Annotated in this window: 23 protein-coding genes and 1 tRNA gene; 18 read left to right on the top strand and 6 right to left on the bottom strand. The window is 38.6% G+C overall.

The window, feature by feature from the left end; translation table 11 throughout:
• Window positions 1–3 precede the first annotated feature (3 nt).
• Genes CH354_RS08800 through gspN form a run of 9 tightly spaced genes read left to right on the top strand, consistent with a single transcriptional unit; the run spans window position 4 to window position 7,657 of the window.
• Entirely contained in the window at window positions 4–1,230 is a 1,227-nt protein-coding gene (locus CH354_RS08800) for a type II secretion system F family protein (RefSeq protein WP_100717041.1), read from the top strand.
• Window positions 1,231–1,235: 5 nt separating this feature from the next.
• Window positions 1,236–1,697, top strand: a complete 462-nt coding sequence (locus CH354_RS08795; RefSeq protein ID WP_100717040.1) for a type II secretion system protein GspG — start codon at window positions 1,236–1,238, stop codon at window positions 1,695–1,697.
• Window positions 1,672–2,304: a prepilin-type N-terminal cleavage/methylation domain-containing protein gene (locus tag CH354_RS08790; protein WP_243396022.1), complete on the top strand. Its 633-nt coding sequence runs from the start codon at window positions 1,672–1,674 to the stop codon at window positions 2,302–2,304. Before CH354_RS08795 ends, CH354_RS08790 begins: the two co-directional genes overlap by 26 nt.
• The gene (locus CH354_RS08785) at window positions 2,282–2,809 is read left to right on the top strand and encodes a prepilin-type N-terminal cleavage/methylation domain-containing protein (RefSeq protein WP_100717039.1); all 528 of its coding nucleotides are present in this window, start codon (window positions 2,282–2,284) and stop codon (window positions 2,807–2,809) included. The genes CH354_RS08790 and CH354_RS08785 overlap by 23 nt, the downstream gene beginning before the upstream one ends.
• The gene (locus CH354_RS08780; RefSeq protein WP_100717038.1) at window positions 2,809–3,480 is read left to right on the top strand and encodes a type II secretion system protein GspJ; all 672 of its coding nucleotides are present in this window, start codon (window positions 2,809–2,811) and stop codon (window positions 3,478–3,480) included. The genes CH354_RS08785 and CH354_RS08780 overlap by 1 nt, the downstream gene beginning before the upstream one ends.
• Window positions 3,443–4,543, top strand: coding sequence for a type II secretion system minor pseudopilin (locus tag CH354_RS08775; RefSeq protein ID WP_238761049.1), 1,101 nt, complete (start codon window positions 3,443–3,445; stop codon window positions 4,541–4,543). The genes CH354_RS08780 and CH354_RS08775 overlap by 38 nt, the downstream gene beginning before the upstream one ends.
• A 2-nt stretch (window positions 4,544–4,545) precedes the next feature.
• Entirely contained in the window at window positions 4,546–6,168 is a 1,623-nt protein-coding gene (pilM, locus tag CH354_RS08770; protein WP_100766403.1) for a cell division protein FtsA, read from the top strand.
• Window positions 6,168–6,692, top strand: a complete 525-nt coding sequence (locus tag CH354_RS08765) for a hypothetical protein (RefSeq protein WP_100717035.1) — start codon at window positions 6,168–6,170, stop codon at window positions 6,690–6,692. Before pilM ends, CH354_RS08765 begins: the two co-directional genes overlap by 1 nt.
• Window positions 6,693–6,694: 2 nt before the next feature.
• A complete protein-coding gene (gene gspN / locus CH354_RS08760) occupies window positions 6,695–7,657 on the top strand; it encodes a type II secretion system protein GspN (protein WP_100766402.1) in 963 nt (320 codons plus the stop codon).
• Between the two features lie 210 nt (window positions 7,658–7,867).
• Here gspN and CH354_RS08755 read toward each other — a convergent pair whose 3' ends face one another.
• A complete protein-coding gene (locus CH354_RS08755; protein ID WP_100766401.1) occupies window positions 7,868–11,494 on the bottom strand; it encodes a vitamin B12-dependent ribonucleotide reductase in 3,627 nt (1,208 codons plus the stop codon).
• 222 nt (window positions 11,495–11,716) lie between these two features.
• On the opposite strand from CH354_RS08755, the gene CH354_RS08750 reads away from it, so the two are divergent.
• The 3 genes from CH354_RS08750 to CH354_RS08740 all read left to right on the top strand — a co-directional run bounded on the left by CH354_RS08750 (window position 11,717) and on the right by CH354_RS08740 (window position 13,248).
• Window positions 11,717–11,789, top strand: a tRNA-Asn gene (locus CH354_RS08750).
• A 218-nt stretch (window positions 11,790–12,007) separates the two neighbouring features.
• Complete coding sequence (locus tag CH354_RS08745) at window positions 12,008–12,553, top strand: L,D-transpeptidase family protein (RefSeq protein ID WP_165780335.1); 546 nt, start codon at window positions 12,008–12,010, stop codon at window positions 12,551–12,553.
• 98 nt (window positions 12,554–12,651) lie between these two features.
• The gene (locus CH354_RS08740) at window positions 12,652–13,248 is read left to right on the top strand and encodes an LBF_2127 family putative lipoprotein (RefSeq protein WP_100728730.1); all 597 of its coding nucleotides are present in this window, start codon (window positions 12,652–12,654) and stop codon (window positions 13,246–13,248) included.
• A 68-nt stretch (window positions 13,249–13,316) separates the two neighbouring features.
• Here the strand turns inward: CH354_RS08740 and CH354_RS08735 are convergent, their stop codons facing one another.
• On the bottom strand, window positions 13,317–14,783 hold the full coding sequence (locus CH354_RS08735; RefSeq protein WP_100726744.1) for a flavin-containing monooxygenase: 1,467 nt from the start codon (window positions 14,781–14,783) through the stop codon (window positions 13,317–13,319).
• A 342-nt stretch (window positions 14,784–15,125) separates the two neighbouring features.
• On the opposite strand from CH354_RS08735, the gene CH354_RS08730 reads away from it, so the two are divergent.
• Together CH354_RS08730 and CH354_RS08725 are read left to right on the top strand one after the other, a co-directional pair.
• On the top strand, window positions 15,126–15,446 hold the full coding sequence (locus tag CH354_RS08730) for an ArsR/SmtB family transcription factor (RefSeq protein ID WP_100726745.1): 321 nt from the start codon (window positions 15,126–15,128) through the stop codon (window positions 15,444–15,446).
• Entirely contained in the window at window positions 15,443–15,940 is a 498-nt protein-coding gene (locus CH354_RS08725; protein WP_100726746.1) for an SRPBCC domain-containing protein, read from the top strand. The genes CH354_RS08730 and CH354_RS08725 overlap by 4 nt, the downstream gene beginning before the upstream one ends.
• Window positions 15,941–16,097: 157 nt before the next feature.
• Here CH354_RS08725 and CH354_RS08720 read toward each other — a convergent pair whose 3' ends face one another.
• Together CH354_RS08720 and CH354_RS08715 are read right to left on the bottom strand one after the other, a co-directional pair.
• Window positions 16,098–17,300, bottom strand: a complete 1,203-nt coding sequence (locus tag CH354_RS08720; protein ID WP_100726747.1) for an integrase core domain-containing protein — start codon at window positions 17,298–17,300, stop codon at window positions 16,098–16,100.
• 188 nt (window positions 17,301–17,488) lie between these two features.
• A complete protein-coding gene (locus CH354_RS08715; RefSeq protein ID WP_100726795.1) occupies window positions 17,489–18,094 on the bottom strand; it encodes a hypothetical protein in 606 nt (201 codons plus the stop codon).
• A 205-nt stretch (window positions 18,095–18,299) separates the two neighbouring features.
• Here CH354_RS08715 and CH354_RS08705 point away from each other — a divergent pair, with 205 nt between their 5' ends.
• Window positions 18,300–18,686: a DoxX family membrane protein gene (locus CH354_RS08705; RefSeq protein WP_100717025.1), complete on the top strand. Its 387-nt coding sequence runs from the start codon at window positions 18,300–18,302 to the stop codon at window positions 18,684–18,686.
• A 13-nt stretch (window positions 18,687–18,699) separates the two neighbouring features.
• On the opposite strand, the gene CH354_RS08700 is transcribed toward CH354_RS08705, so the two are convergent.
• Together CH354_RS08700 and CH354_RS08695 are read right to left on the bottom strand one after the other, a co-directional pair.
• Entirely contained in the window at window positions 18,700–20,886 is a 2,187-nt protein-coding gene (locus CH354_RS08700) for a bifunctional SulP family inorganic anion transporter/carbonic anhydrase (protein WP_100726797.1), read from the bottom strand.
• Between the two features lie 111 nt (window positions 20,887–20,997).
• Window positions 20,998–21,513 carry a hypothetical protein gene (locus tag CH354_RS08695; RefSeq protein WP_243396021.1) on the bottom strand — a complete coding sequence of 172 codons (516 nt, stop codon included), beginning with the start codon at window positions 21,511–21,513 and terminating at the stop codon, window positions 20,998–21,000.
• Between the two features lie 197 nt (window positions 21,514–21,710).
• Between CH354_RS08695 and CH354_RS08690 the strand changes: the two genes are divergently transcribed.
• The 3 genes from CH354_RS08690 to CH354_RS08680 are packed head-to-tail and all read left to right on the top strand — an operon-like array spanning window position 21,711 to window position 25,084.
• Window positions 21,711–22,400 (top strand): succinate dehydrogenase cytochrome b subunit, encoded by a 690-nt coding sequence (locus CH354_RS08690; RefSeq protein ID WP_100717023.1) that lies wholly within the window; start codon window positions 21,711–21,713, stop codon window positions 22,398–22,400.
• An 18-nt stretch (window positions 22,401–22,418) separates the two neighbouring features.
• Entirely contained in the window at window positions 22,419–24,344 is a 1,926-nt protein-coding gene (locus tag CH354_RS08685) for a fumarate reductase/succinate dehydrogenase flavoprotein subunit (RefSeq protein WP_100717022.1), read from the top strand.
• Between the two features lie 8 nt (window positions 24,345–24,352).
• Window positions 24,353–25,084 carry a succinate dehydrogenase/fumarate reductase iron-sulfur subunit gene (locus CH354_RS08680; RefSeq protein WP_100717114.1) on the top strand — a complete coding sequence of 244 codons (732 nt, stop codon included), beginning with the start codon at window positions 24,353–24,355 and terminating at the stop codon, window positions 25,082–25,084.
• Window positions 25,085–25,122: the final 38 nt, after the last annotated feature.

The following is a 25,122-nucleotide window of genomic DNA, read 5'->3' as shown; positions in this document are numbered from 1 at the left end:
TTTATGCCACTGTATACGTACGTTGCCTTTAATAAAAAAGGAAAAGAAGAAAAGAACATCATCGATGCTGTCAATTTACAAGCAGCACGAAATAAATTAAAAGCAAAAGGATTGTATGTCCGTTCGATCCAGGAAGATCGAGAAAAAGAAGAAAGAGAATTATTTCCTTTTTTATCCAAACTGCTGTACCGAATTCCTAGAAAGGAAGTTGGACTTTTTTGTAAACAACTAGGAACTCTCATTGGAGCGGGAATTCCTCTTGATAAATGTTTATTATCCATCATTGACCAAGTCGAAAATATCTATTTCAAAAAAGTTTTAATTGAGATGAGGGCCGATATCACGGAAGGTTCAAGCCTTTCCGAGTCGATGAAAAAACATAAAACTGTGTTTCCTGACCAATATCCGAGTTTGATTTCTGTCGGTGAGTCTACAGGGAATTATGAAAACACCTTGCACCGGTTAGCGGAACTAGAAGAAAAGTCTTCTGAATTGAAATCGAAAGTGCAAGTGGCAATGATTTATCCTATGATTATGGGACTTCTTTCTCTTGGTGTATCTATCTTTTTACTTGTTGTTGTGATTCCCCAAATTGAACAATTATTTGCATCCTTTGATGCAAAACTTCCACTTCTCACACGAGCTGTGATTTTTTTATCCTATGTATTAACCAATTATTGGTATTTTATTTTGGGTCTGATCTCGTTTAGTTTTCTTGGATTTTTGAAATGGAAAAGTTCGGAAGAAGGTAAAAAAGTTTGGGATAAATTTTTACTGGGACTACCAGTCATTGGAACCTTACTCCGTAAAATTTTAGTTTCTAATTTTGCAAGAAACCTTTCTATTTTACTCCTGAATCGAGTTCCCTTAATTGTTTCTCTGAATATTGTATCGGATGTGGTTGGGCATACTGTTTTTAAAGAAGAAATTGATGCTGCGATTATCAAAATCAAAGAAGGTGGAAAATTATCCGATTCCTTACAAGGTTCGCAAGTGCTCCCACAGATGGTTCTCGGGATGCTAAGCGCTGGGGAAGCTTCCGATAAGGTTCCTGAAATGATGAATAAACTCTCAGAAATCTATGAATCTGAGGTTGATACAGCAATAAAATCTTTGACCCAATCCTTAGAACCCATGATGATCATTGTAATGGGTGGAATTATTTTTACCATTATGGCGGCGATTATGACGCCAATGTACAAACTAACTCAAGAAATCCAGGGGATGTAGAGTTTATGAAAATGAAAGGAAAAAACAGAAAGATCCGTGAGGGACTCACTCTAATTGAGATCACAGTGGTGATGCTTATTTTAGGTTCCCTTATGGCGATTCTTTACTCAAGTATCGGTAACCGCGGTGAAGGGGAAAAAAAACTAAAACTGAAAAATGACAGTGCTGTTTTAAAAACTGCATTGGAACGTTATTTGGAAGTTTATGATAAATACCCTTCTGAGGAACAAGGTTTACAGGCGTTAATCGAAAAACCAGATGATGACAAGATTGGTGATGATTATGAACCAATCATTCGGGAAAAGGCAGTTTTAAAAGACCCATGGAAAACACCGTATGTGTTAAAATTTGAAGGTGCTGTCCCTCAAATTCTCACACTCGGTGAAGATAAGAAAGAAGGTGGAGATGGAAAAAATAAAGATTTTAATATCCTATCTCCTGATGATTATCCAGCCGCATTCCGATAAAAAACGATTTCCGAAATGGAAAAGACAAATCCGCGACGGTCTCACTCTCATTGAGATCGTCGTTGTCATTTCTATACTAGGGCTTCTCATGGTGATTGTGGGAGGGTCCTTACGTAACCTCATCATCCCATCTACTGAGGACATTTCAGTCAAATTACAGGAATCCTTTAAATTTGGTTATAACAAAGCCCAACTCACAAACCAATCCGTACTGTTTGTTTATGATTTTGAAAAAAGAGAATACCAATTCTTTTTACTCAAACGAGAAGAAAGTGGGTTAGAAGAGGAACCTATCTTAAAAAAGACAACCCTCCCTTTTTATTCTAAAATTGTCAGCGTACGCGATTTAGGTGGTAAACCAAGAAACGAAGGTAAAATTCGAATTGTTTTCACTCCACAAGGGACCACCACGGATTTGTTTTTATACATTGGTTCCGATACAGAAATCAAACGTACAATTCAAATTTATCGATATGGTGGAAAAATCAAAATCCATAAAATGGAATTTTTCCCGGAACCTGATTCAAATCCTATCCAGAAAGTGTCTTATGGATTAGATGAACGAGACGAACAAGTAGATTCCAATGCAAAAACTCAACCTCGTTAAACAATCCCGTAATGCATTTACTCTATTTGAAGTCACAATTGCTATGGCGATGGCAGCCATGGTGATGACCTATACCTATTCAATGATTGCGGAAGGAATTTCGTATCAAAAAAAAGCGGTCTTACTTGCCAATGCGGTTCATTTGGCGAAAATTAAAATGGCACAAGTCGATTCTTCCACAACCATGCAAACAGATACATCTCGAGGTTCCATCGATGCCTTCCCTGGGTATACCTTTGAAACGGAAATCAAAGAAGAAGAAATGGATTTACTCAAACTTGCGGGTGGTCCGAATGCCGAAGAACTTCGTAAAAAAGCACCAAAAGATATGTTAGGTGATAAAGATGTGGGCTTAAGTGACCTCATGAAAAAACGAGGCCAAAAAAAAAGTTTTGAAACTGGGGGAGTATTAAAAGTATTCCGAGTGAAAGTTTCTATCTTTTACATGGATGGAAATAAAAAGGAAACCTATAGTGTTGAAACATTCAGGAGTGCTAAATACTAATGAATGTTTTGTGGAAATTCTATCGTTTGTATCGATCCAGTCATAGTCGGAGAGGTTTCACTCTCGTAGAGATTTCCATTGTTGTGATGATTATGGCTGTTATTTTTACGGGAATATTTTCAGTTTTTTATACTGCCAATAAAATCTCCAAAAAAGGAGCTTCGAATAAAGGGGCTAACAGAAAGGATATTTTGTATGCAATGGAAAATATCCGAGGAACACTTGCTCGTACCTATTTCATCGATAACCAAAAACGAATTTTATTTGTGGGTAAACAAGAAGGCGTAACGGGAGCAAGGAACGATCGGATCGTGTTTGCAACTTCCAATCCCAATTCGGAAGAAGAGGGCCAAGCATCTGTTAGGGAAGTTTCCTTTTATTTACGTAAAATGCCCAATCCAAAAATGGAAGGATTGTCCTACCTCATCCGTAGAGAAGACGAAATGGTTGATACCTTTCCGACACAAGGTGGAGTGGAACACATTTTGCTTGAGAATGTAAAAAGTTTCCAAATGAAATTCTCGGAACGTGGAGACAAATGGGTAGATGATTGGAATTCCCGTACAACCAAAAAAATTCCAAGACTCATTCGATTTGAAATTATATCATTAGTGGGGAGTGCTTTTGTTAAATATGAATCACTTGCGCATCCGGTCATTCTCTACAAATAAACACTGGAAAAAAGGTTTTATGGTCTATCTCCTGGTAATGGCCATCGGAACCGCGTCTTTGTTTACTGCTTCGAAATTTTTTGAAGATGCTGCCACAGAATACCGAGTGGCAAGGGCACAGGCAGATGGATTTCGTGCCCATATGTTAGCAAAGGCTGGGTTTATGGGAGCTGTCGGGGCTTTAAAAAAAATCCCAGAAGAAGTATTGTACCAATCTGGACTTGCCATGGATCCTCCCCCCATTCCACTCGGAGGTGGTGTGATCTATTACACAATGAGCCCCGAAGATGGAAAAATTAACATCAACTCTCTTGTCAAAATTTATGACGACCAACCCAACCAAAGGACCATTGAAATGGTCACTCGGTTATTCTATCAGTTCGGTCTGAAACGAGAGATGATTTTTCCCATTCTCGATTGGATTGATGAAAACCATCAGGAAACAGGGGGTGGAGCGGAACAGTATTATTACAGTCGTTTGAGCCCTCCAAGAAAGATCAAAAATGCTCCTTTTTATTCCCTTTCTGAACTTTTAAATGTGAAGGGCTACGACCGCTCCGTGGTGTATGAAAGTTTAAAACCAAAGGATTATGACAAAAATAATTCCAAAGACTTTATGACAGAAGAGGAAAGAGCACTTCGTTCCGATAAAGACTATGTGCTTTCCAATAATATCACTGCATACCTACCTGCGGGAGATTCGTATGATGACCGGATTAATATCAATACGGCTCCTTATTTTGTGCTTATTTCCCTTTCTGATTTTATGACCAAACAGGCGGCCATGAAAATTTTGAAACTCAAGTTGCAGAAAGGAGGCTATATTAAAGAATTGAAAGATCTGGAGACAGAACCTGAGTTCCAAGTAAAAACCACAGGGGACCTCACTTTGTATAAGGAACTTGCAGGGGAAGGAACCGACGTATCTGGTGGCCGGATCAAAACGAAGGGTGAAGTTTACAAAATTACAGGGGTTGGGATTATAAAGGATAAAGTGGTTCGTAAGGTAACGGGATTATTTGATCTTACCAACAACCAGATGTTATACTATACTGAAGATTAATTATGTTATCATTTGACCAATACCTTGCAATCGATTACGGCTCTACCTTCCTAAAAGGTGTTTTATTCAAAAAAGTTTTAGGCAAAGTAGTGATCCTTCGTACTGAAAGTTTACCCGTTGTGGAACTAGATGAAAATGAAGGGGACCCATTCGAATACAATATCATTCGATTTATCCAAAGTTTTTTTCCAGAGGAAAATCGTTTTTTAATCAATTTAGGGATCCATAATTTATTTGTACGGGACCTTACAGTTCCATTGGTTTCTGAAAAAGCCATCCAAGAAGTTTTGCCATTTGAAGTGGAAAATTTAGTCCCTTACCCTATGGAAGAACTAGAGGTTATTGGTAAAACTTGGAGAACAGGAAAAGATAATTCCGATGTAATCACTTTCAATGTACACCATTCCGAATTATTCCGTGCTCTAAAACCATTTGCCAAAGGTGATTTGACCTTAAGTTGTCTATCTTTAGATTCTTTTGTTCTTTCTGCACTGATTACTAAAAATTATCCCCTGTTAGTTGCTGAAAAATCAATCTTACAATTAGATTTGGGTGGACGATATTGTATCTTAAACGTCTTACATGAAGGGAAATTAAGGCACACACGCCAAATTTATATTGGCGGTGAAGAAATTACAGCAGAGTTTGCAAGTATTCTCAAAGTTGATTTGGATGAAGCAAGACTCATCAAAGAATCACTTCCCGTTGGATTTTTATTTGATTCTATGGATAAGTCCGAAGAAACAAAATTTTTAAATCAGTTTCACATCAGTGCCATCCAATTTAAATCATTACGAAAATTTATTTTAGCAAAACTTGACCAAGTGGTTCACGAAGTTGAGAACAGTATTTTTTCTCTTCCAGAACAAGAGAGACCAACCCTCATTTTATTATCTGGTGGGGCAAGTCTCTATCCGAAACTGACTGGGTATTTGGAAGAGAAATTAGGAATCAAAACAGGACGATACGAATTCTTAGGAATCAATGATCCAAGTTTTGTCACTTCAGTTGCTACTGGTGTTCACTTTGAATCTCGAAACCGGGTGAATTTTTTAGAAACTGGTTTTGCAAAAAAAATTCATACCAATCGGTTCAAACTCGCAGCCTTTAAACCTCATATCATTTTGGTGAGTATTTCTCTAATCCTTCTTTTTGGTGTATTCCTGATTGGCATTATTTTGGATAAACGAAAAATTGCTGCCAACAAACAAATATTAATCGAGAAGTACAAAAATGGTATCGGAGGAGAGTTAGGGGAAGACGAAGATCCACTGGATGCCGCAAATAAGAAGCTTAAAGCAGAACGTAAAAAAACTGAAATTTACAGATTGTTTTTGTCTCAAGAAAGTGTTCTTGACGTTTTAAATGAAGCAACCGAACAATTCCCATCTCCAGAAGTATTACCTTTTATTTTGGATCAATTTAACTTTGAAGAAAAGGAAATCCAAATTTATGGCAGGGTAAACGAATTTGGTGAAATTGGTACCATCCAATCCGCACTTGAAAAATCAGAAAAATTCACGAATATCCAAATCCAAAACAAACGTCTCATCACAGGTGTGAATAAATTCAAAGTTAGTTTTAAAATCAAAATGGATGTTGTGACACCAAAGGATGAACCTTAATGTTTGATCGTTTGAATGATAGAGAACGAGTCCTTGTGATTGGACTGATTAGTTTTGTGTCACTACTTGGTGTTTATACAATTGTGACCTTGTTATCCGATTTAAGAAATCGATTATCCGATGAGATTTTCGAAACAAGATCACAAGCGGGTGAACTCGACCGAGTGATACGAGAATACAATTATTTACGTGGGTTACAATCAGGTGGCAGTGAAGAAGACGTAAGTGTTATGTATTCTAAACTCGATCAAATTTTAGTTCGATACAATTTGAAAGACAAAGTGCAAACCATGAAGGATACAAGTAATGTCATCCAAAAGGACTATAACAAAATTACAATTGATGTATCCTTTCGTTCTGTTTTATTACAAGATATCATTAAACTGGTTTACGACATCGAAAAAAACAAACAAATCCAAGCAAAAGTAGACCTACTTAGTTTTCGGAAACCATTTGCAGAAAAAGAAATCTATGATGTCAATTTAAAAGTATCATCGTATAGTCGTTTGTCGAAAGGTAAATAAAAATGGCGAAAGAAAACGAATTGGAAGAAGACTTTGATTTAGATGATGATGTTGCCATTCAAGAATCATTACTGGAAGAGGATAGTGAACTTTTTGATGAAGATTCTGATGAAGAACATTCGAAGGTAAATCGAAAACAAATTCTCACACTCGTTGCAATATCATTTGTTTCCTTTCTTTTGTTTACGATTTTTATTTTCCCTCTCAATGAAATTGTCAGGTCTGTCCTAATTAAAACTGGCAAAGAAACGGGAATCTTAATGGATGCGAAAGAAATCCATTTTCCCATGATTGGTAGGAAGTCTTTTGATAGTTTTGTTGTTAGTTTTCCCACGGGAACATCTTTAAAAGCGGAAGAAGTGAGCCTCGGTGTTTCGGTACTTGGAATTTTGCAGTCCCGATTGGAAGGGGATATTAATATAGGGTATTTTAGTTATGAAGGGAGTGATCTTTCGATTGGAATTCAAACCTTAGATTTGCCCATCCGTTTGTCGCCGTTAGACGAAAAAATTACCAAATGGAATGGGGAAGGGGAAATTACTCTAGCTGGTGGCAAAATCAAAGAATCGATGGACATCCCTTTTTTGGGATCTTTAAAAGGAACCGATATCAAACGAGCAAATTTACTCTTTAAAATTCGATCAGGAAAACTTCTCATTGAAAGAGGAAGTCTTGATTCCAATCTAGCAAAATTCCAATTCCAAGGTGTCGTTCGTTTGTCTGATACCATTTCGTTTTCTCAATTGGATCTAAAAGTATGTTTTTCCTTAACCGAAAAATTTGCACAAGAAAGGCAAGATTTAGTTGGGATGGTAGCTTTATTACCACAAGAAGCAGGCAAAACTTGTATCCCAGTTCGTGGTACTTTTTCTTCTCCAAAAGTGGATCTTCCCAACTTAAACCAATTAGGCGGAGCGGCACCAAAACCAGAAGAAGGTTCGATTGAACCGGCACCTACTCCTTAAACTTCATCAAAAGTTTTGTATCCCTAAAACGATCATCTAGATACGAATCAAACTTTCCTTTCTATTGAAAACACGTGGTGGCAAAAAAAAAGGACTGAAACATCAGTCCCTTTTTGTTTTTTGTTAGATCCTACTGTGACCCTTTTTTTTTAGGTCTCATGTAGATTCACCATCTAGTTTTTACAAACTAGATGGTAGTTGGATTCGGGTTTAGGAACAACCTGTCGTGGACCCACAAGAGATACACTTGAGACAGGCTCCGTTTCGAACCATTTGGAAGGAACCACATTCTGTACAGGAATCTCCTGTATATCCTTTGGTTCTTGCTTCCGCAATGATCTTTAGTGTTGCTGCTGCTGACTGTGCTTGGGTTGGTTGTTGCGGAGTTTGACCTGCCACTGCTACAACTTCCGGTTTGTCTTCGAGAACTGATTTCATAGAAATCGCATTTACTTGTAGCGGAGTACGGGGAACGCTACTTTCCTGCTTTCCCACAGTATCACGTGTTGGTTCTGCTTTTCTACCCACTTCGTCTGTTCTTAGGTCTTCTGGTGATACTTGTGCCAAGTCGTATCGACCAAGATAAGTGATCGCAAGTTCTCTAAAGATGTAATCAATCACAGAAGTAGACATTTTGATGTGAGGGTTACCAGATACCATTCCATTTGGTTCAAATTTGAAGAATGTAAATGCTTCTACAAATTCTTCCAAAGGAACGCCATGTTGTAAGCCAAGGGAAACCGCAATCGCAAACGCATTCATGAGGGAACGGAAAGCCGCTCCTTCTTTATGCATATCGATAAAGATTTCACCGAGTTGGCCATCTTCGTATTCTCCTGTTCGGAGGTATACTTTGTGACCACCCACCATCGCTTTTTGAGTGTATCCTGCACGTCGGTGTGGAAGTTTCCTTCTTTCCGAAATGTATTTATACACCAATTTTTCTGCCACTTCTGTTACCGTTTTCGGTGCGGAAGTAGAGCTTAGTTCTTCTTCCTCTTCTCCCACAGCACTTAACAGTTGGAATACGGAGTTAAGTGGTTGTGAAAGTTTTGATCCGTCTCGGTAGAGAGCATTTGCTTTGATCATTACTTTCCAGGACATGAGGTATGCATTTTTTACATCCTCGATGGTTGCCTCTTCTGGAAGGTTGATTGTTTTGGAAATTGCACCCGAAATGAATGGTTGAGCCGCTGCCATAATTCGGATGTGTGATTGATAAGACAAAAAACGTTTTCCGTATTTACCACATTTGTTTGCACAATCAAAAACAGGAAGATCCTTCTCTTTGATAAATGGTGCGTTTTCGATGGTCATCGTTCCGCAAACATAATCATTTGCTTGTGCGATTTCATCTGCAGTAAACCCCAATGTTTCGAGTAAATTGAAACCCATGGAATTGTAAAGGGAAGGGTCAATTCCCAAGGTTTTGGCAAGGAAATCTTCACCTAATGTAAATTTGTTGAAAGCAAATTGGATATCAAACACAAACGGAAGTTGTTTTTCCAATTTTTCTAATACATCTTCGGTGAATCCTTTTTCTTTCAAACGTGCAGTGTTAACACCAGGGGCTCCATTGAAAGTTGCATGGCCTTTACAGTAGTTCACAATCGCATCTTGTTCTGCTTGGCTATAACCCAATTTTTTTAGGGCTGCAGGCACCGATTGGTTGATGATTTTGAAATAACCACCACCAGCCAATTTTTTATATTTCACAAGAGCGAAGTCAGGTTCGATTCCAGTGGTATCACAATCCATCACAAGACCAATCGTTCCTGTAGGAGCAATCACTGTTACTTGCGCATTGCGGTAACCAAATTGTTCTCCCATTGCCAATGCTCTATCTGAATCTTCTTTTGCTGCTTCGAGTAAATAAGACGGTAGGAAAGAAGGGTTGATTCCCACAGGAGTGATAGTGAGTCCTTCATATTCTTCTTTTGGAGCATTATATGCTGCACGTCTGTGGTTACGGATCACACGCAACATGTGGTCTTTGTTTTTTTCGTAACCAGCAAATGGTCCGAGTTCCTTTGCCATCTCTGCTGACGTTGCATACGCAGTCATGTGCATGATGGAAGAAATGGCACCCGTCACAGCCATTGCTTCTTGTGAGTCATAAGGAATTCCCATGATCATAAGTAGGGAACCAAGGTTTGCATACCCGAGACCTAAGGTTCTAAATTTGTAAGACAATTCCGCAATTTCTTTCGATGGGAACTGTGCCATGAGAACCGAAATCTCTAAGATGATAGTCCAGATTTTGTTCAGGTAACGATATCCTTCTACATCGAAGGATCCATCTTCCTTTAGGAATTTAACAAGGTTCGCAGAAGCCAAGTTACACGCTGTGTTGTCGAGGAACATGTATTCAGAACACGGATTGGATGCATTGATCTCTCCATCTTCTGGACAAGTATGCCATTCGTTGATTGTGCTATGGTACTGTGTTCCTGGGTCAGCTGAGTTCCAAGCTGCATTTGCAATTCTTTCCCATAGGTCGCGAGCCCGTAAGGTTTTTGCCGCTTTTGGTTCACGACCTTCTTTGCGAGCTTTTTCCTTTTCTGTACGGTTCACAAGGTGGAAGGGGAGGTCTTTTTCGACTGCTTCCATAAACTCATTAGTGATTCGTACGGAGTTATTGGAGTTTTGTCCAGAAACTGTGTTGTATGCTTCGGATTGCCAATCGGTTGTGAGTTCTTCGAAGAGTAGGTCTTTGTATCCTTGTCTCGACAAATCAATCACTCGTTTGATGTAGTTGTCTGGAACAAACGCTTTTCTTGCTTTCTGAATCGCTTTCTTGAGTTCGACGTTGGCAGTTGGGTCATATGCTTTTTCCTCACCAAGTGTTTGTTTGGCGGAAGCACAAGCCGTCATAATTTCATTTAAGAGTCGGTTGTTTAGAATGGAACCTGTGACGAGGGAAGCCACTTTTTTCTCTTCTTGGACTTTCCAATCGATAAATTCTTCGATATCAGGGTGGTCCATATCAAGACAAACCATCTTTGCCGCACGGCGAGTTGTACCACCAGACTTAATAGCACCAGCAGCACGGTCCCCAATTTTTAGGAAGGACATAAGACCAGAACTTTTGCCACCACCAGAAAGAGACTCATTGGCAGCACGAAGGTTGGAGAAGTTGGTTCCTGTACCCGAACCGTATTTAAAGAGGCGAGCTTCTCTGACCCAAAGGTCCATGATCCCACCTTCATTCACTAAATCATCATCCACAGATTGGATGAAACATGCATGTGGTTGTGGGTGTTCATAAGAAGAGGCGGATCTTACTAATTTTCCCGATTTTGGATCTACATAATAATGACCTTGTGACTTACCATCAATTCCATACGCCCAGTGGAGTCCAGTGTTGAACCATTGTGGGGAGTTAGGGGCAGCCATTTGGCTTGCGAGCATAAAGATGACTTCTTCATAGAAGACACGGGCACTATCTTCATCCGAAAAATACCCATATTTATAACCCCAATACGTCCAACATCCCGCCAAACGGTGGAATACTTGTTTGGAATCTGATTCTCCTACGTAACGGTCTTCGGGGTTTAGAGCGACGAGTTTCTCATCATCAGGGACAGAACGTTGTAACCATTCCGGGATTCCTTTTTCTGCCACTTTTTTAAGATACTTCGGAACACCTTTGCGGCGGAAGTATTTCTGTGCGAGGATATCGGTAGCCACTTGCGACCAAAAATCGGGAACTTCGACGCCGTTTGCTTCAAACACAACCGACCCGTCCGTATTCGTAATCTTTGAGTCCTTACGAACCCATGTCAAATTCGGGTATAAACCCTTGTTCCCTTTGGTAAAATGCCTCTCAATCTTCATGCAAGAACCCCATCTCAAACAACATATAAAATTTCTATTTTTTCCTCTACCAGGAGCGGAGAGGATTATGTCACAATGAAGGAATCTTAAGTTGGAAACATCTATTTTTTCAAGACTTGGGATCGGATTTTTTAGAATTTTTGCAAATTTTCTCGTCGCTATGACATAATTTTTTCGTTGACCTAGCAGGCTTTCTCCGTAGCATGGTCACAGATTCGAGATTCCCCTTTAGCTCAGTCGGTAGAGCAAATGACTGTTAATCATTGGGTCGCTGGTTCGAGCCCAGCAGGGGGAGCGGATCTTCTGATTCGCCATTTGGAATTCATCCATCTTACCCAATTTCCCAGTTTTCGCAAAAGAAATTCCTCCATTTCCCTAATTTTTTCGTGCCAACTTGTACCCATTTCCCGATTTTTTCTCTATTTATTCCTATTTTTGCCCAGATTCAATGTATTTCCCGAAGGGAATCCAACGGATTTAACTTTCCCACCAAAGTTTTTCCAGACAGAACAAGTGATACTCATAGTCGGACGACCAGGGGAAACAAAAGGAAAACTATACGTATTCACTCTTGTGGAAGGTGAGTGGAAAACCGATTTCGAAGAAGTTCCCGTTTGGTTTGGTCGCAGCGGACTGACACTATCCAATCGCAAACGAGAAGGAGACGGATTTACACCCGAAGGGTATTTTCCCATCAAAAGAATTCTTGGAAAAAGAAAAAAGACCATTCGTCAATTAGAATACACTCAAATTCGAAAGTTTCACTTTTGGAATGATGATCCAAATTCAAAGCACTATAATCAACTAGTCTCAAAAAAAGAAAAAGGTGTCCATTCTTTATGGGATTCTGATATTTATGAGCTCTTTGTGGTCATCGAACATAATACAAATCCGAGTTTACCTGGTATGGGAAGTATGATTTTCCTTCATCCTTGGAGTGAAACCAAACCTACGTCAGGTTGTGTAGGTGTAAACCGGGACACGTTATTCAAAATAGTAGATAGTTTGGATGGGAACAAAAATCCATTTCTCATCATCTCTTTCTCATCTGAAAATTGATATCTAAAAGTTATTTTCTAGAAGATTCATTGAATAAAATCAAAATAGAATCATAGTTAAACTTGACAATTGTTAGTTCCTCAGGAATAACAATCAATATGCGTAATTACTTCGTTAGTCTATTATTTTTACTCATCTTTGTTTCTTGCCAAGTTGATATCAGACAAGTCCCACCTTCCAAACAAGATTCAGTTTCATCTATTGCAAAATACCCAAACCAATTATATATCGGTAAATTTGATATAATTACGCATGATCGAATGCGATTTGTGAATAGTTGGAGAACCGTTTTTATCGACCATTTAAAATCGGCTCGGATATTTCAAAAAGTATCAATTCCCGATCTGAACTCAAAAATCACTTCCGAAGATTATACGATTGATGTGACAATCACGCCTCTGTATTCCAATACGTACAATTATTGGTGGACTTGGCCTGCCATTTACCCATTAACCTTTTATTGGCCAGTGCAAATTCGGGATCATTTTTATAAGGTTCAATTGGATTACAACCTTTATCAGGGATCAAAACTCATTGCAAAAAATACAATAACAGAAGAGGCGGAAACAACCATTGAAATTTATGGATTTTTTCGTACTGCTAACGTCGAAAAAATGATCGAAACCACTAACTTAATGGTGATGGAGAAATCATTTCGTTATTTAGAGGGAAATTTACAGGCAATCCAAAATTAATGGTTCAAAAAAGCCGGTAATTCAGAAAAATTACCGGCAAAAATGTTGTTTAGGATTTTATAAAAAGTTTAAGTAGTGGTTAGGTTAAAATCTTTATAATCGGGAGATTTCATTTCTTTTTCCCAACGACTCCATGTATAAGGCCACATCGCAGGATCTCCATCTGGATCTAAATACCAACTTTGGCAACCACCGAGCCATACTGTGCCAACCATCCCTTTTTTGAGATAAGCAGCAAAACGTTGTAAGGCTTCTTCCTTTGCATCAATGGCATTAAATTTTCCTTTTCTCCAATCTTCGATGATTTTGATGATATACTTAGTTTGGACTTCACTCATGGCGATGACAGAAAAATTTCCAATTGGAGTGTTTGGTCCTAACATCAAAACAAAATTAGGGAAGTGAGGTATAAATAGGGAACGGTAAGCTTGTACTTTCTTTTTCCAAACAGATTCAATTGAAATTCCATTTTCTCCCGTTAGGTTCATCGGGCGCATAAAATTAAATGGATGGAATCCCGTTGCCAAGATGAGTACATCCAATTCATGTAATTTACCATCCTTTGTGATGACACCTTTTTCTGTGATTTTTTCAATCCCCTCTGTCACCAAATCAGCATTTGGTTTTTGGATGGCATCATAAAATGTGGAATTTACGATCACACGTTTGCAACCAACTCGATAATTTGGAGTTAGTTTTTTTCTAAGAACAGGATCTTTAATGGAAGTTCGTAAATTCCTTTTACACAAAAAACTCATGAGCAAATGTGGGATTTTTTTACCAATCACAGCTTTGGAAAAAGTTTGTTCCACAGCAAATGTATACCATTTATGAAACCGTTTGAGAATGTTAGGTTCCTTTCTCCATTTTATTTTGTCTTTTTCTGTGTAGGTTGTATCAGGAACTTTGACGATCCACTGTGGTGTCCTTTGGAAAACCGAAACTTTTTTCCCAATTTTGATCATCTCAGGAATGACCTGCGCTGCAGTGGATCCAGTTCCAATGATCCCAATCCGTTTTCCTTCTAAATTTACAGAATGATCCCATTCTGCTGTATGAAAACAGTTTCCCTTAAAACTTTCGAGTCCGGGGATGTTAGGTTTTGCAGGGTGGTGTAAGATACCAGTGGCTGAGATGAGGAAATCGGAAACATATGTATTTCCTTTTGAGGTTTTTGTAGTCCACTTTCCGTTTTGGTAAGATGCTTCTGTGACTGCTTCGTTAAAATGAATTTGAGGTGTGATTTTGTATTCATCACTCACACGTTTGAAATAGGATTGGATTTCATCTCCATGGGCAAACCTGTGGCTCCATTCAGGATTGGGTGCAAAACTATATGTATACATGTGCGCAGGAATATCACAAGCCACACCTGGGTATGTGTTTTCCCTCCAAGTTCCCCCTAAATCATGTTTTTTTTCTAAAATAGTAATGTCTTTCACTCCGATTCGATTGAATTCAATTGCGAGTAGGATTCCTGTCATTCCAGCGCCTATGATGACAACTTTTGGATCCCTGATTGTTTGATTGGCCATTTGATTTCCTCATTCCTAAAACACCGAATTCATTGGGTTGAACAATGTTCCGTTTTTAATCTTTGGAAGAAAATTCAATCAATTCTACTTACATTTGCAATCAAAAAAACATAAAGAAGATGAAAAAGGTAATTTGGTTTCAAGAATTATAATCAGAGTGATTCTAAAAGCAGAGATTCAATAGGGAACATTGGTGGTAGATGTTCAAAGATGATCTAATGTTTTAAAATTTTGAAAGAAGAGAAATAAAGAGAATCAAATGAGTCATTTCATATAAATTTCTGAATTCTTTGCTTAATTAAGAGTTGACTTAATTAAGCAAATCCTATATTAATTTTTGGTATGAATAGTTTTTTAGCCCTGGGTGATGATACGAGACGTGAAATCATACTCCTTGTCGCAAAGAATGGTGAGATGACTTCCACTGCTATTTCGAAACATTTCTCCATCAGTGCTCCTGCTATCTCCCAACACTTACAGTTATTAAGAGAATTACAATTATTGAATGTAAAAAAAGAAGCTCAAAAAAGAATCTATTCTGTAAATTTGGATGGTTTCTCTGAAATGGAAGAGTTGATTTTAAAAGTGAGAGAAGATTGGAGTAAACGATTGAACCGCTTAGAACGTTATGCATTAAAACTGAAAAAAGGAAAAACAATATGAGCTCAACCGAATTGATTACAGAAATTTCAGAAAACCAAGTGATCTATCGAAAGTCCTTTGATGTTTCAAACGAATTATTATTTGAAGTTTGGTCTAGTCCTGATCACTTAAAAGAATGGTGGGGACCAGATGGTTTTACTTTGACCGTTATCTCTTTTGATTTTAGAAATGGTGGAATCTTTGAATTTGTGATGCATGGTCCAGATGGTCATGATTATAAAAATAAAATCCAATTCTTAAAAATTGAAAAACCTCGTTTGATCTCTTACAAACACATAGGCAATGGAGATGGCGACGAAGATGTCAATTTTTTGTCTGAAATTGTATTTGAACCTACGAACCAAGGAAACAGTACAAACCTTACGATGGTACAAGTGTTTTCCTCAAAAGATGAACTAGAACGAGTGAACCAAAAATATGGAGCCATTGAAGGTGGAAAACAACATGTTGGAAATCTGGCAAAGTATTTGGAAACCTTCACAAAAGCTGTTTGAGTTGAATGTAGTGCCAATTAGATTTTAAGATGATTCAATCGACTAGTGTTTCGAGTAGATTATTACGTGATGCAGTGAGTTACTTCCCATAATTAGTATTATGTCGCATTAGGTGTGGGCGGAATTGTATAGAAAGGCACATCGGTAACATATTAGATCACTCACATGGGTTACACTTTGATTCGTCAATTCTATACAAAAGCTTCTGGTATTTCAACACTTTACTCGTATACAAATCTAAAATTCCAAGAATTGCGTTCGCAAAATAAAGGCGACAATGTCTGTCTGAGATCTCTTCAAAGCCAACTACCTCTCCAATAAAGGGATTTCCAAAGAAGACTCGATGGGGCCCGTACTGCGCAAAACCACTTTCGTGAACTTTATCAGTAACGATATGAGTTGGATATGCAACCTCTAAGATCCTTTTTGGAAACTCGCGAATGGACCTTTTGTATTCTTTAGCTGGAGTTAGAAATCCCAATGCTTCATGAGGTCGAACATGATTGAACTCATATCGAAAGTTATCAAAGGAAATCTGTTGAGCTTCAAGGCTTGACCTTGGTGGCAAAGCAGTTTCTTCTTTTAGAGTTCGGTGCATTCTTTCATGACGTCCATTCTGAGATGGTTTCCCAGGTTGGATCCGTTCCGGTCGAATCCCTAGTTTCAACCACCAAACAGAAAGACTTGTGAGGCCACCAATCGCCTTACTTGCAAATGGTGCACCATTGTCCGACTTTATAGCAACTGGAAGTCCATATTCTTTAAAAACCCTTTCAAAGACGGCTTTTGTTTGCTCTACATTCGTTTTGTTTAAGATTTCGCAGGCAAGTAGATAACGACTATGTGCATCGGTTATCGTCAATGGATCACAACGATGCCCGTTTCCTACAGTAAAATGCCCTTTAAAGTCGACACACCAGACATCATTAGGAGAAGCAACATCAGAAAATGGAAAGAGAGATTGCGGAACTCTCGGTCGTTTCTTCTTTGGTTTAATAAGTCCTTTTTTCCTAAGAATATTACCAATTGTTGTTTCACTGGGAATGTGTTTTAGTCTGTGGAATCGAGCTTTTAATATGGGTCGAAGTTTCTTGGGTCCCCAAGATGGATGTTCTTCTCGTAAATCTACAATCAATCGAACAATTTTTTCTGGAGTTTCATTGGATTGGGTGATTCGTTTTCTGGATTTATCTTTGAGTCCATCGATTCCTTCCGACTCGTAGTTCTTTAGATACTTATATCCAGTTTTTCTTGAGATGTTGAAGTCCCGGCAAAGATCAGCAAAACACCATTCGCCACTTTTAACAGCTGCTATAAACTTGATTCTTTCTTCTATCACTTTGGTTTCCTTCCAAGGCATCGGATTGTCCTCCGATACTCATTGTAGGTGTTACCTATGTGAGTTGTCTCTTTTGTTACCTATCTGACCTTCCCATACCGAATTTGAGTGTACTCGTACATCCTTTACAGTTTTGTTTCAATACATGCTTTCAATAAAGGATCACAAAAATCCAGATTCAGACGCGATTGAGGATGGCATTGGATTTCTTAATTTCCATTTCCTTGTTGGAACATCATTTGACTACCATCCCATTTCCAATCTTCCTTAGGTTGGGTCATTTTTTTCAGTCCAATTGCAATGGCCGACTGGATGCTACTTGCTATTTTTTCCTCTGAATCATGATCATTGGAAGTAAATGGAATGGTACTCGTTTGGATTGGATCGGATTGACCGAGGATTCGGTAGGTTTCACCAGATTCTTTTACCAATAAAAATTCAACAATGGAAGCAAAGGTAGCATGTTGGAATTTTGTAGTTCCTTCTTCAAATACCATGGATCGATTGACTTGGACCTTACGGAGAATGATGGTTCCTGGTTCTAGCGGATCATTCTCTTTTCTTGCACTATAGGAGCTAACATTGAATATCTGGGAAGCCAAATGATTAAAGGAATGTAAGGCAAATTTACCGATTGAAATTTCTAGATTTGGCCCCACCTTCAAAACTTTGGTTGGTAAGTCCATTTCGTATTGGAGTGTAAAAGATGATTTCGATTCTTTAGAGTTGGAATGTTCAGGTCCGTTTGTTTGGTTTGTTTGGCAAACAGTGAAGAAAAATACCAGTAGATAAATAGGGAAAATTCGGATTTTCATTGAGAATTCCTAATGTATCAATGCCAAAAAGTAGGAATTATATTGCCAATTCTTCCAAAAAAATGAGTAAAATTAGAATAAATCTAGAAATTGTGGGTGGAAATGAGAACCCTCCCCCTTTAAATTTGGTAGATAGTTTCCAATGGGAGTCTTTTTCGGTAAGTGAATCAGTTTTCCCCTTGTGAAAGTACCAAAGGAATAACTTATGAAAGTTTTGTATACAATCGTTCGTCTTTTGTTAGGCGCCTTGTTTTTATTTTCATCTGTTGTTGTATTATTCAATTTAGTACAACAACCTGAAGTGACTGGTAATATTAAGATATTCAATGATGGAATGAAGGCCACTGGTTATTTATTAACATTGATTAAAGTAACAGAACTAGTTTGTGCACTTGCTTTTTTATCTGGAAGGTTTGTTCCTTTGGCTTCGGTTGTGATAGCACCAGTGGTTATCAATATCTTTTTAGTCCATTTGATGATTGCTCAAGATGGTTTGCCAGTTGGAATATTTGTTGTAATTGCAAATGCATTTTTAGCGTATTATAATCGTTCCGCTTACAAACCATTGTTTGTTCCTGTTCACAAAGTATAATCTGTAAAAATATTTAATCACGTTTCGGTGAAGTTTGAACTGTATGAAAAAACTGAACTTCGCCGGAAGATGTATCATAAAAAGCAGGCACAATTTTATATTCACCTGCATCTACCTTTTGTTTCAAAAATTCACTCGAATCTAAAATTTCATCAATTGAATTTAACACATTGGTTTTTACTACATGATTAAAAATATGTTCATTTCCTGGATTTGATTGTTTTGTGATTGGATCTGAGGTTCCAATGGCTTTTTCAATTTTGTTTGTGATACTCGCGATGTTGCCATCTTTTAATGCATAAATCGCACTGGAAACAGCCCCACAGTTTGAATGTCCAAGTACGACGATGAGTTTGGTCCCAATTTTTGCACAGGACAACTCTAAACTTCCGAGGATCTCTTGGTTCACGATATTTCCTGCAATCCGAATGGAAATGATATCACCGAGTCCTGCATCAAAGATAATTTCTGGACTTGTTCTTGAATCAATGCAGGAAAGAACAACTGCAATTGGATTTTGGCCAAAGGCTGTTGCGTTTACTTGGTGTTTAAAATATTTTTCAGACCATTTGCCTTTTACAAATCGTTCGTTTCCCCGTTTAAGGAATTCAAGAATTTCATCTGGAGTTAACTTTTGTTGTGCTTCTTTGTCCAAGATGTTTACAAATTGTACTTGATCATTGAGTTCATAATGATCTTTAACACCAACTAAATTCAGTTGGATGTTCTTTTCTAAAGCAACGACTGATTTGAATTCCTCTAACACTTCTAGAATATCGTGGTCAATAAAATTACAATTGGAGGCATCAACAATGAGTTTTGCGTGGTCCGGTAGTGACCAAAGAGTGTCTTTGATGGAGGCTTTGTTTAAAAAGGAAACCTGGTTGGGTAATTCGATCCTGATTGTTTCTCCGATATTTAAGTTTTCTGTTTCAACAGAAAAAGGATTTTTATAATTATTTTTTAAGATAAAAATGAAACTAATACAAAGTCCAATGAGCACACCTGTTAATAAGTCAGTAAAGATGATTGCAAGAATGGTTGTTATAAAAGGTAAAAATTGGTATAGTCCCTTTTTATACAATGATTTATACACAGATAAATTTGTGAGTTTAAAACCAGTCACAACAAGAACAACTGCTAAAGAACAAAGTGGAATCAAATTCAAAGATGAACTTAAAAAAAGAATGCTCATGGCAAGGAATACCCCGTGAACCATTGTGGATAGTTTTGATTCTGCTCCTGCATAAATATTCACAGAACTTCTGACAATAACAGAGGTGATGGGAAGTCCACCAATGAGCCCTGACAAACTATTGCCCACTCCTTGTGCAAATAGTTCTCTATTAGGTGACGAAAGTCGTTTGTGTGGGTCAATACGTTCCACAGCATCTAAGTTCAGTAATGTTTCCAATGTGGCAAAGGCAGCAATTGTAAATGCAAAATACCAAACTTCCGTATGTCCAATCATCGAAAAATTGGGAAACATAAAAATACTTTCCCAGCGATTCACATTGGGAATTGTTACTAAATGTTTTTCTGAAAGATAGAACTCTGGTAAAAAATTCTTAAAAATTTGGTTCAACAAAATTCCGGCAAGAATCACTAAAATGGGAGAGGGAATATAACGAAGCACCTTCCATCTTAATTGATCATAAACAAACATTAGTAACAAAGAGATAGATGATATGATCACTGCTCCCCACGAAAAATATTTGTGAATGTTTAATAATTCTGAAAATGTATTTTCTCCATCCCTTTGGAAAAAGATAAAATCTTCTTCTGGATTGATATCAAATCCAACCGAGTGTGGTATTTGTTTTAATATCAGGATGATCCCAATAGATGCGAGTAATCCTTGGATCACATTGGATGGTACGTAGTTTGCGATAAACCCAAGCCTTAAAATACCAAGTCCTATTTGGATGAAACCTGCCAAAAATACGGATAATAAAAATGTTTGGTAGTCACCTAATGCAGAAGTTGCGGCGAGGACTAACGTGACTAGGCCTGCAGCCGGACCACTTACGCTTGTACGGGAGTGACTTAGGAAACCAACTACGATTCCACCAACGATTCCTGAAATTACTCCTGATAATAAAGGTGCACCACAAGCAAGTGCGACTCCTAAACAAAGAGGAAGAGCTACTAAAAATACAACGAGTCCAGAAGGAATGTCTTGTTTTAAATGGGAAAACATAACGGTCTAGAAACGGTATTTTCACTCGCATCCTTTGTCAAGACGAATGGATGAAACGAGTCGATTCTAATGTAACAATTTGTTCGCTTATCTTGTGATGGTATGAAAAGATTATAGCCAAATTACGACATCGTCGATGTCATCTTCACTGATCACATGGCGCACCTTGTCTTCTGTAGTGAATGAGATCGAATGGATGACGATCGAATTCCATAACTGGCTATAGACAAAAGGTCCGACATTACATTTATAAATTGTGTCCGGTAGGATGGTTTTCGGAATCAAACAAATGAGCTCAGGAGTTTTCTGTTCATCTGGGATCAAAAATTGACGATTTTGGTCACTTGCAAAAAATAAAATCTGAAATGTATGGATTTTAATCTTCGTTAGGTTTTCAGTTTTGATAAATAATTGAAGTTCTTTTTTATCCCTATTATGCCTGGGTTGGATCGATACAAGGATGGGTAAACCTACTCCTTTAAGATACTCTTTCCGTGTTTCTAAATTGGTTTTGTCTCTCGTTGGACCACAGGTCACGAAGGCAAGGTATGTTACAAGCAAGGGCAAATACAAGCGGTTTCGAATGAAAATTGTAGGAATGGGTTTTTTCCAGTGGAAGTTAAACAAACTTTGTTTATCCTATTTTCCGGAAGGAGGAACTCAATCCCTTTTCGTACTCCATTCCGATTCTCTTCTTTATTGAGAAACAAACTCAATATCTCATTTTGACCCTACCAAGATTTATGAATTTACGGAAAGTGGAATCTGTCTAAATCTGGACGTAATAGAAAAATTTACACCTATACTCTAACAGGAGCTCTTCAATGACGTTGAGTCTAGACTTCTTTCGATCCTCAATTGGAAAGAAGATCATAATGGCCATTACCGGATTTATCTGGTTTGGATTCGTGATCCTTCACATGGTCGGAAACCTACAAGTTTTCCAAGGACCAGAAAAATTAAACACCTACGCAAAGTTTCTCAAAGATTTAGGACCCCTTCTTTGGGTAGCACGGATTGGACTCATCGTGGCTTTTTTTGGACACGTATGCACTGCCATTCTCCTGAAGCTTGAAAACAGTTCTGCGAGACCAGTTTCTTACGCAAAGAATACAACCATTCAAGCATCGTTTGCATCGCGAACTATGGCATACAGTGGATTATTACTTTTAACCTTTCTTGTTTACCATTTAGCTCACTTTACATTGGGTTATACTAACCCTGACCACTACACTCACGAATACATTCTGAAGAATGGTGATGTAGTGCATGATGTTTATGCAATGGTAATCCTTGGATTCCAAGACCCAACAATCGCCATTAGTTACATTGTTTTTATGGTTTTCCTTGCATTACATTTTTCACATGCATTGGGTTCAATGTTACAAACATTAGGGATCCTCGCACCAAAACACAATCCCACAATTCAAAAAATTTCCACAGGACTTGGACTTCTTGTTTTGATTGGAAATTGTTCCATGCCCATCTCGATTTTACTCGGGTATGTTCGCTAAGGGGTTTTAGGAGAGAATATGAAATTAGATTCAAAAATACCATCGGGCCCATTAGAACAAAAATGGGACAAACACAAACAAGATATCAAATTAGTCAATCCAGCTAACAAACGTAAATACAAAGTAATCATCGTAGGAACGGGTCTTGCTGGTGCATCAGCCGCTGCAACTCTTTCCGAACTTGGTTACCAAGTATCCGTATTTTGTTTCCAAGACAGTCCACGACGAGCACACTCCATTGCAGCACAAGGTGGAATCAATGCTGCAAAGAACTACCAAAACGACGGTGACTCTGTTTACAGATTGTTTTATGACACAGTCAAAGGGGGAGACTTCCGTGCAAGAGAAGCAAACGTTTATCGTTTGGCACAAGTTTCCACAAACATCATTGACCAGTGTGTGGCACAAGGTGTACCGTTTGCTCGTGAATATGGTGGAACACTTTCCAATCGTTCCTTTGGTGGTGCTCAAGTTTCTCGTACGTTTTATGCAAAAGGCCAAACTGGACAACAGTTACTCCTTGGTGCCTACTCTGCTCTAGAAAAACAAATTTCTCGTGGTGCTGTGAAAATGTACCCAAGAACAGAAATGTTAGAGTTAGTTCTTGTGGATGGCCATGCAAAAGGAATTGTCGTTCGTGACTTAGTTACTGGTGAAATTTCTTCCCATGCTGGGGATGCGGTGATTTTGGCTACTGGTGGTTACGGGAACGTATTTTACCTTTCTACCAATGCCAAAGGATCCAATGTAACTGCAACCTATCGTGCTTATAAAAAAGGGGCGGCGTTTGCAAATCCTTGTTACACACAAATCCACCCAACATGTATCCCACAATCGGGAGACTACCAATCCAAACTTACGCTCATGTCGGAATCCCTCCGAAATGACGGACGCGTTTGGGTTCCAAAGAAAAAAGATGACCTTCGTCCCCCTCACGAAATCCCAGAGGAAGAAAGGGATTATTACCTAGAAAGAAAATACCCTTCTTACGGAAACCTTGCTCCACGTGACATTTCTTCCCGTTCTGCAAAGGAAGCTTGTGACAATGGTCTCGGTGTTGGTCCAAAAGTGGGCGACAAACGACTTGGTGTGTATTTGGATTTTTCTGATTCCATCAAACGTTTGGGTGAAAACGTTGTCGCTGACCGTTACGACAACCTCTTCCAAATGTATGAGCGAATCACTGGCGAAAACCCATACAAAGTTCCTATGCGAATTTACCCTGCGGTTCACTACACGATGGGTGGTCTTTGGGTGGATTATAACCTCATGTCTAATATCCCAGGTCTCCATGTCCTTGGGGAAGCAAACTTCTCTGACCATGGTGCCAACCGTTTAGGAGCATCGGCTCTCATGCAAGGACTTGCCGATGGATATTTTGTGATTCCTTATACCATTGGTGATTATTTTGCCAAAGAAGGAGCTAAAAACATTTCCACAGACCGTCCTGAATTCAAAGAAGCAGAGGCCCGAGTTCGTGAAATGACAAACAAATTCCTCTCCATCAATGGGAATAAAACTCCAGATGATTTCCATCGAGCACTTGGAAAAATCATGTGGGACCAATGTGGTATGGCAAGAAACGAAAAAGGCCTAAAAGATGCTTTGAAAAAAATCCCTGAACTCCGTGAGGAATTCTGGAAAAATGTAAAAGTAGCAGGTTCTGGTTCGGAACTGAACCAAGAACTAGAAAAAGCAGGTCGTGTTGCCGACTTCCTAGAATTTGGTGAACTCATGTGTCTCGATGCACTGACAAGAGAAGAATCTTGTGGTGGTCACTTCCGTGAAGAACACCAAACAGAAGATGGCGAAGCAAAACGTAACGATGATAAATTCTGCCACGTATCGGCTTGGGAATACCAAGGAGAAGGCAAAACTCCAGTAGAACACCGAGAAAAACTCGAATACGAAAACATCCACTTAGCCGTAAGGAGCTACAAATAATGGATAATATGAAGTTACACCTTAAAGTTTGGAGACAAAAAGACAAAAACGACAAAGGTCGTATGGTCAGTTACGAAGCAAACAACGTAAATGAACATATGTCCTTTTTGGAAATGCTTGATGTTGTGAACGACGGCCTCATCAAAAAAGGAGAAGACCCAATTGCTTTCGACCATGACTGTCGCGAAGGAATTTGTGGATCTTGTTCTATGGTGATCAACGGTGTTCCTCATGGTCCTGAAAAAGGAACCACTACTTGCCAATTACACATGCGTAAGTTCAAAGATGGTGATACCGTTGTGATTGAACCTTGGAGAGCAAAAGCATTTCCAGTGACAAAAGACCTAGTTGTGGACAGATCTGCCTTTGATCGCATCATCCAAGCTGGTGGTTACATCAATGTGAACACAGGTGGAGCACCCGATGGAAACGCATTGCCAATTCCCAAAGTGGATGCGGACCTTGCGATGGACGCTGCCACTTGTATTGGTTGCGGGGCTTGTGTTGCGGCTTGTAAAAATGCCTCTGCTATGTTATTTGTTTCGGCTAAGGTTTCACACTTAGCTCTTTTACCACAAGGTGTTGTGGAGAAAAAAGAAAGAGTTCGTAAAATGGTAAGTGCAATGGATAAAGAAGGATTTGGAAATTGTACAAACCAATACGAGTGTGAAGCTGCTTGCCCGAAAGAGATTTCAGTCAATTTCATCACACGTCTGAACAGAGAATACATTTCTAGCTAAGTCACTGGAATATTTCTCTAAAAGGAAAAAACCCGGAA

It is taken from the genome of Leptospira levettii (assembly GCF_002812085.1).
GTDB classification, from domain to species: Bacteria; Spirochaetota; Leptospiria; order Leptospirales; family Leptospiraceae; genus Leptospira_A; species Leptospira_A levettii.
Note: the sequence above shows the minus strand (reverse complement) of the source record. Positions and strands in the feature narration are given on the sequence as shown.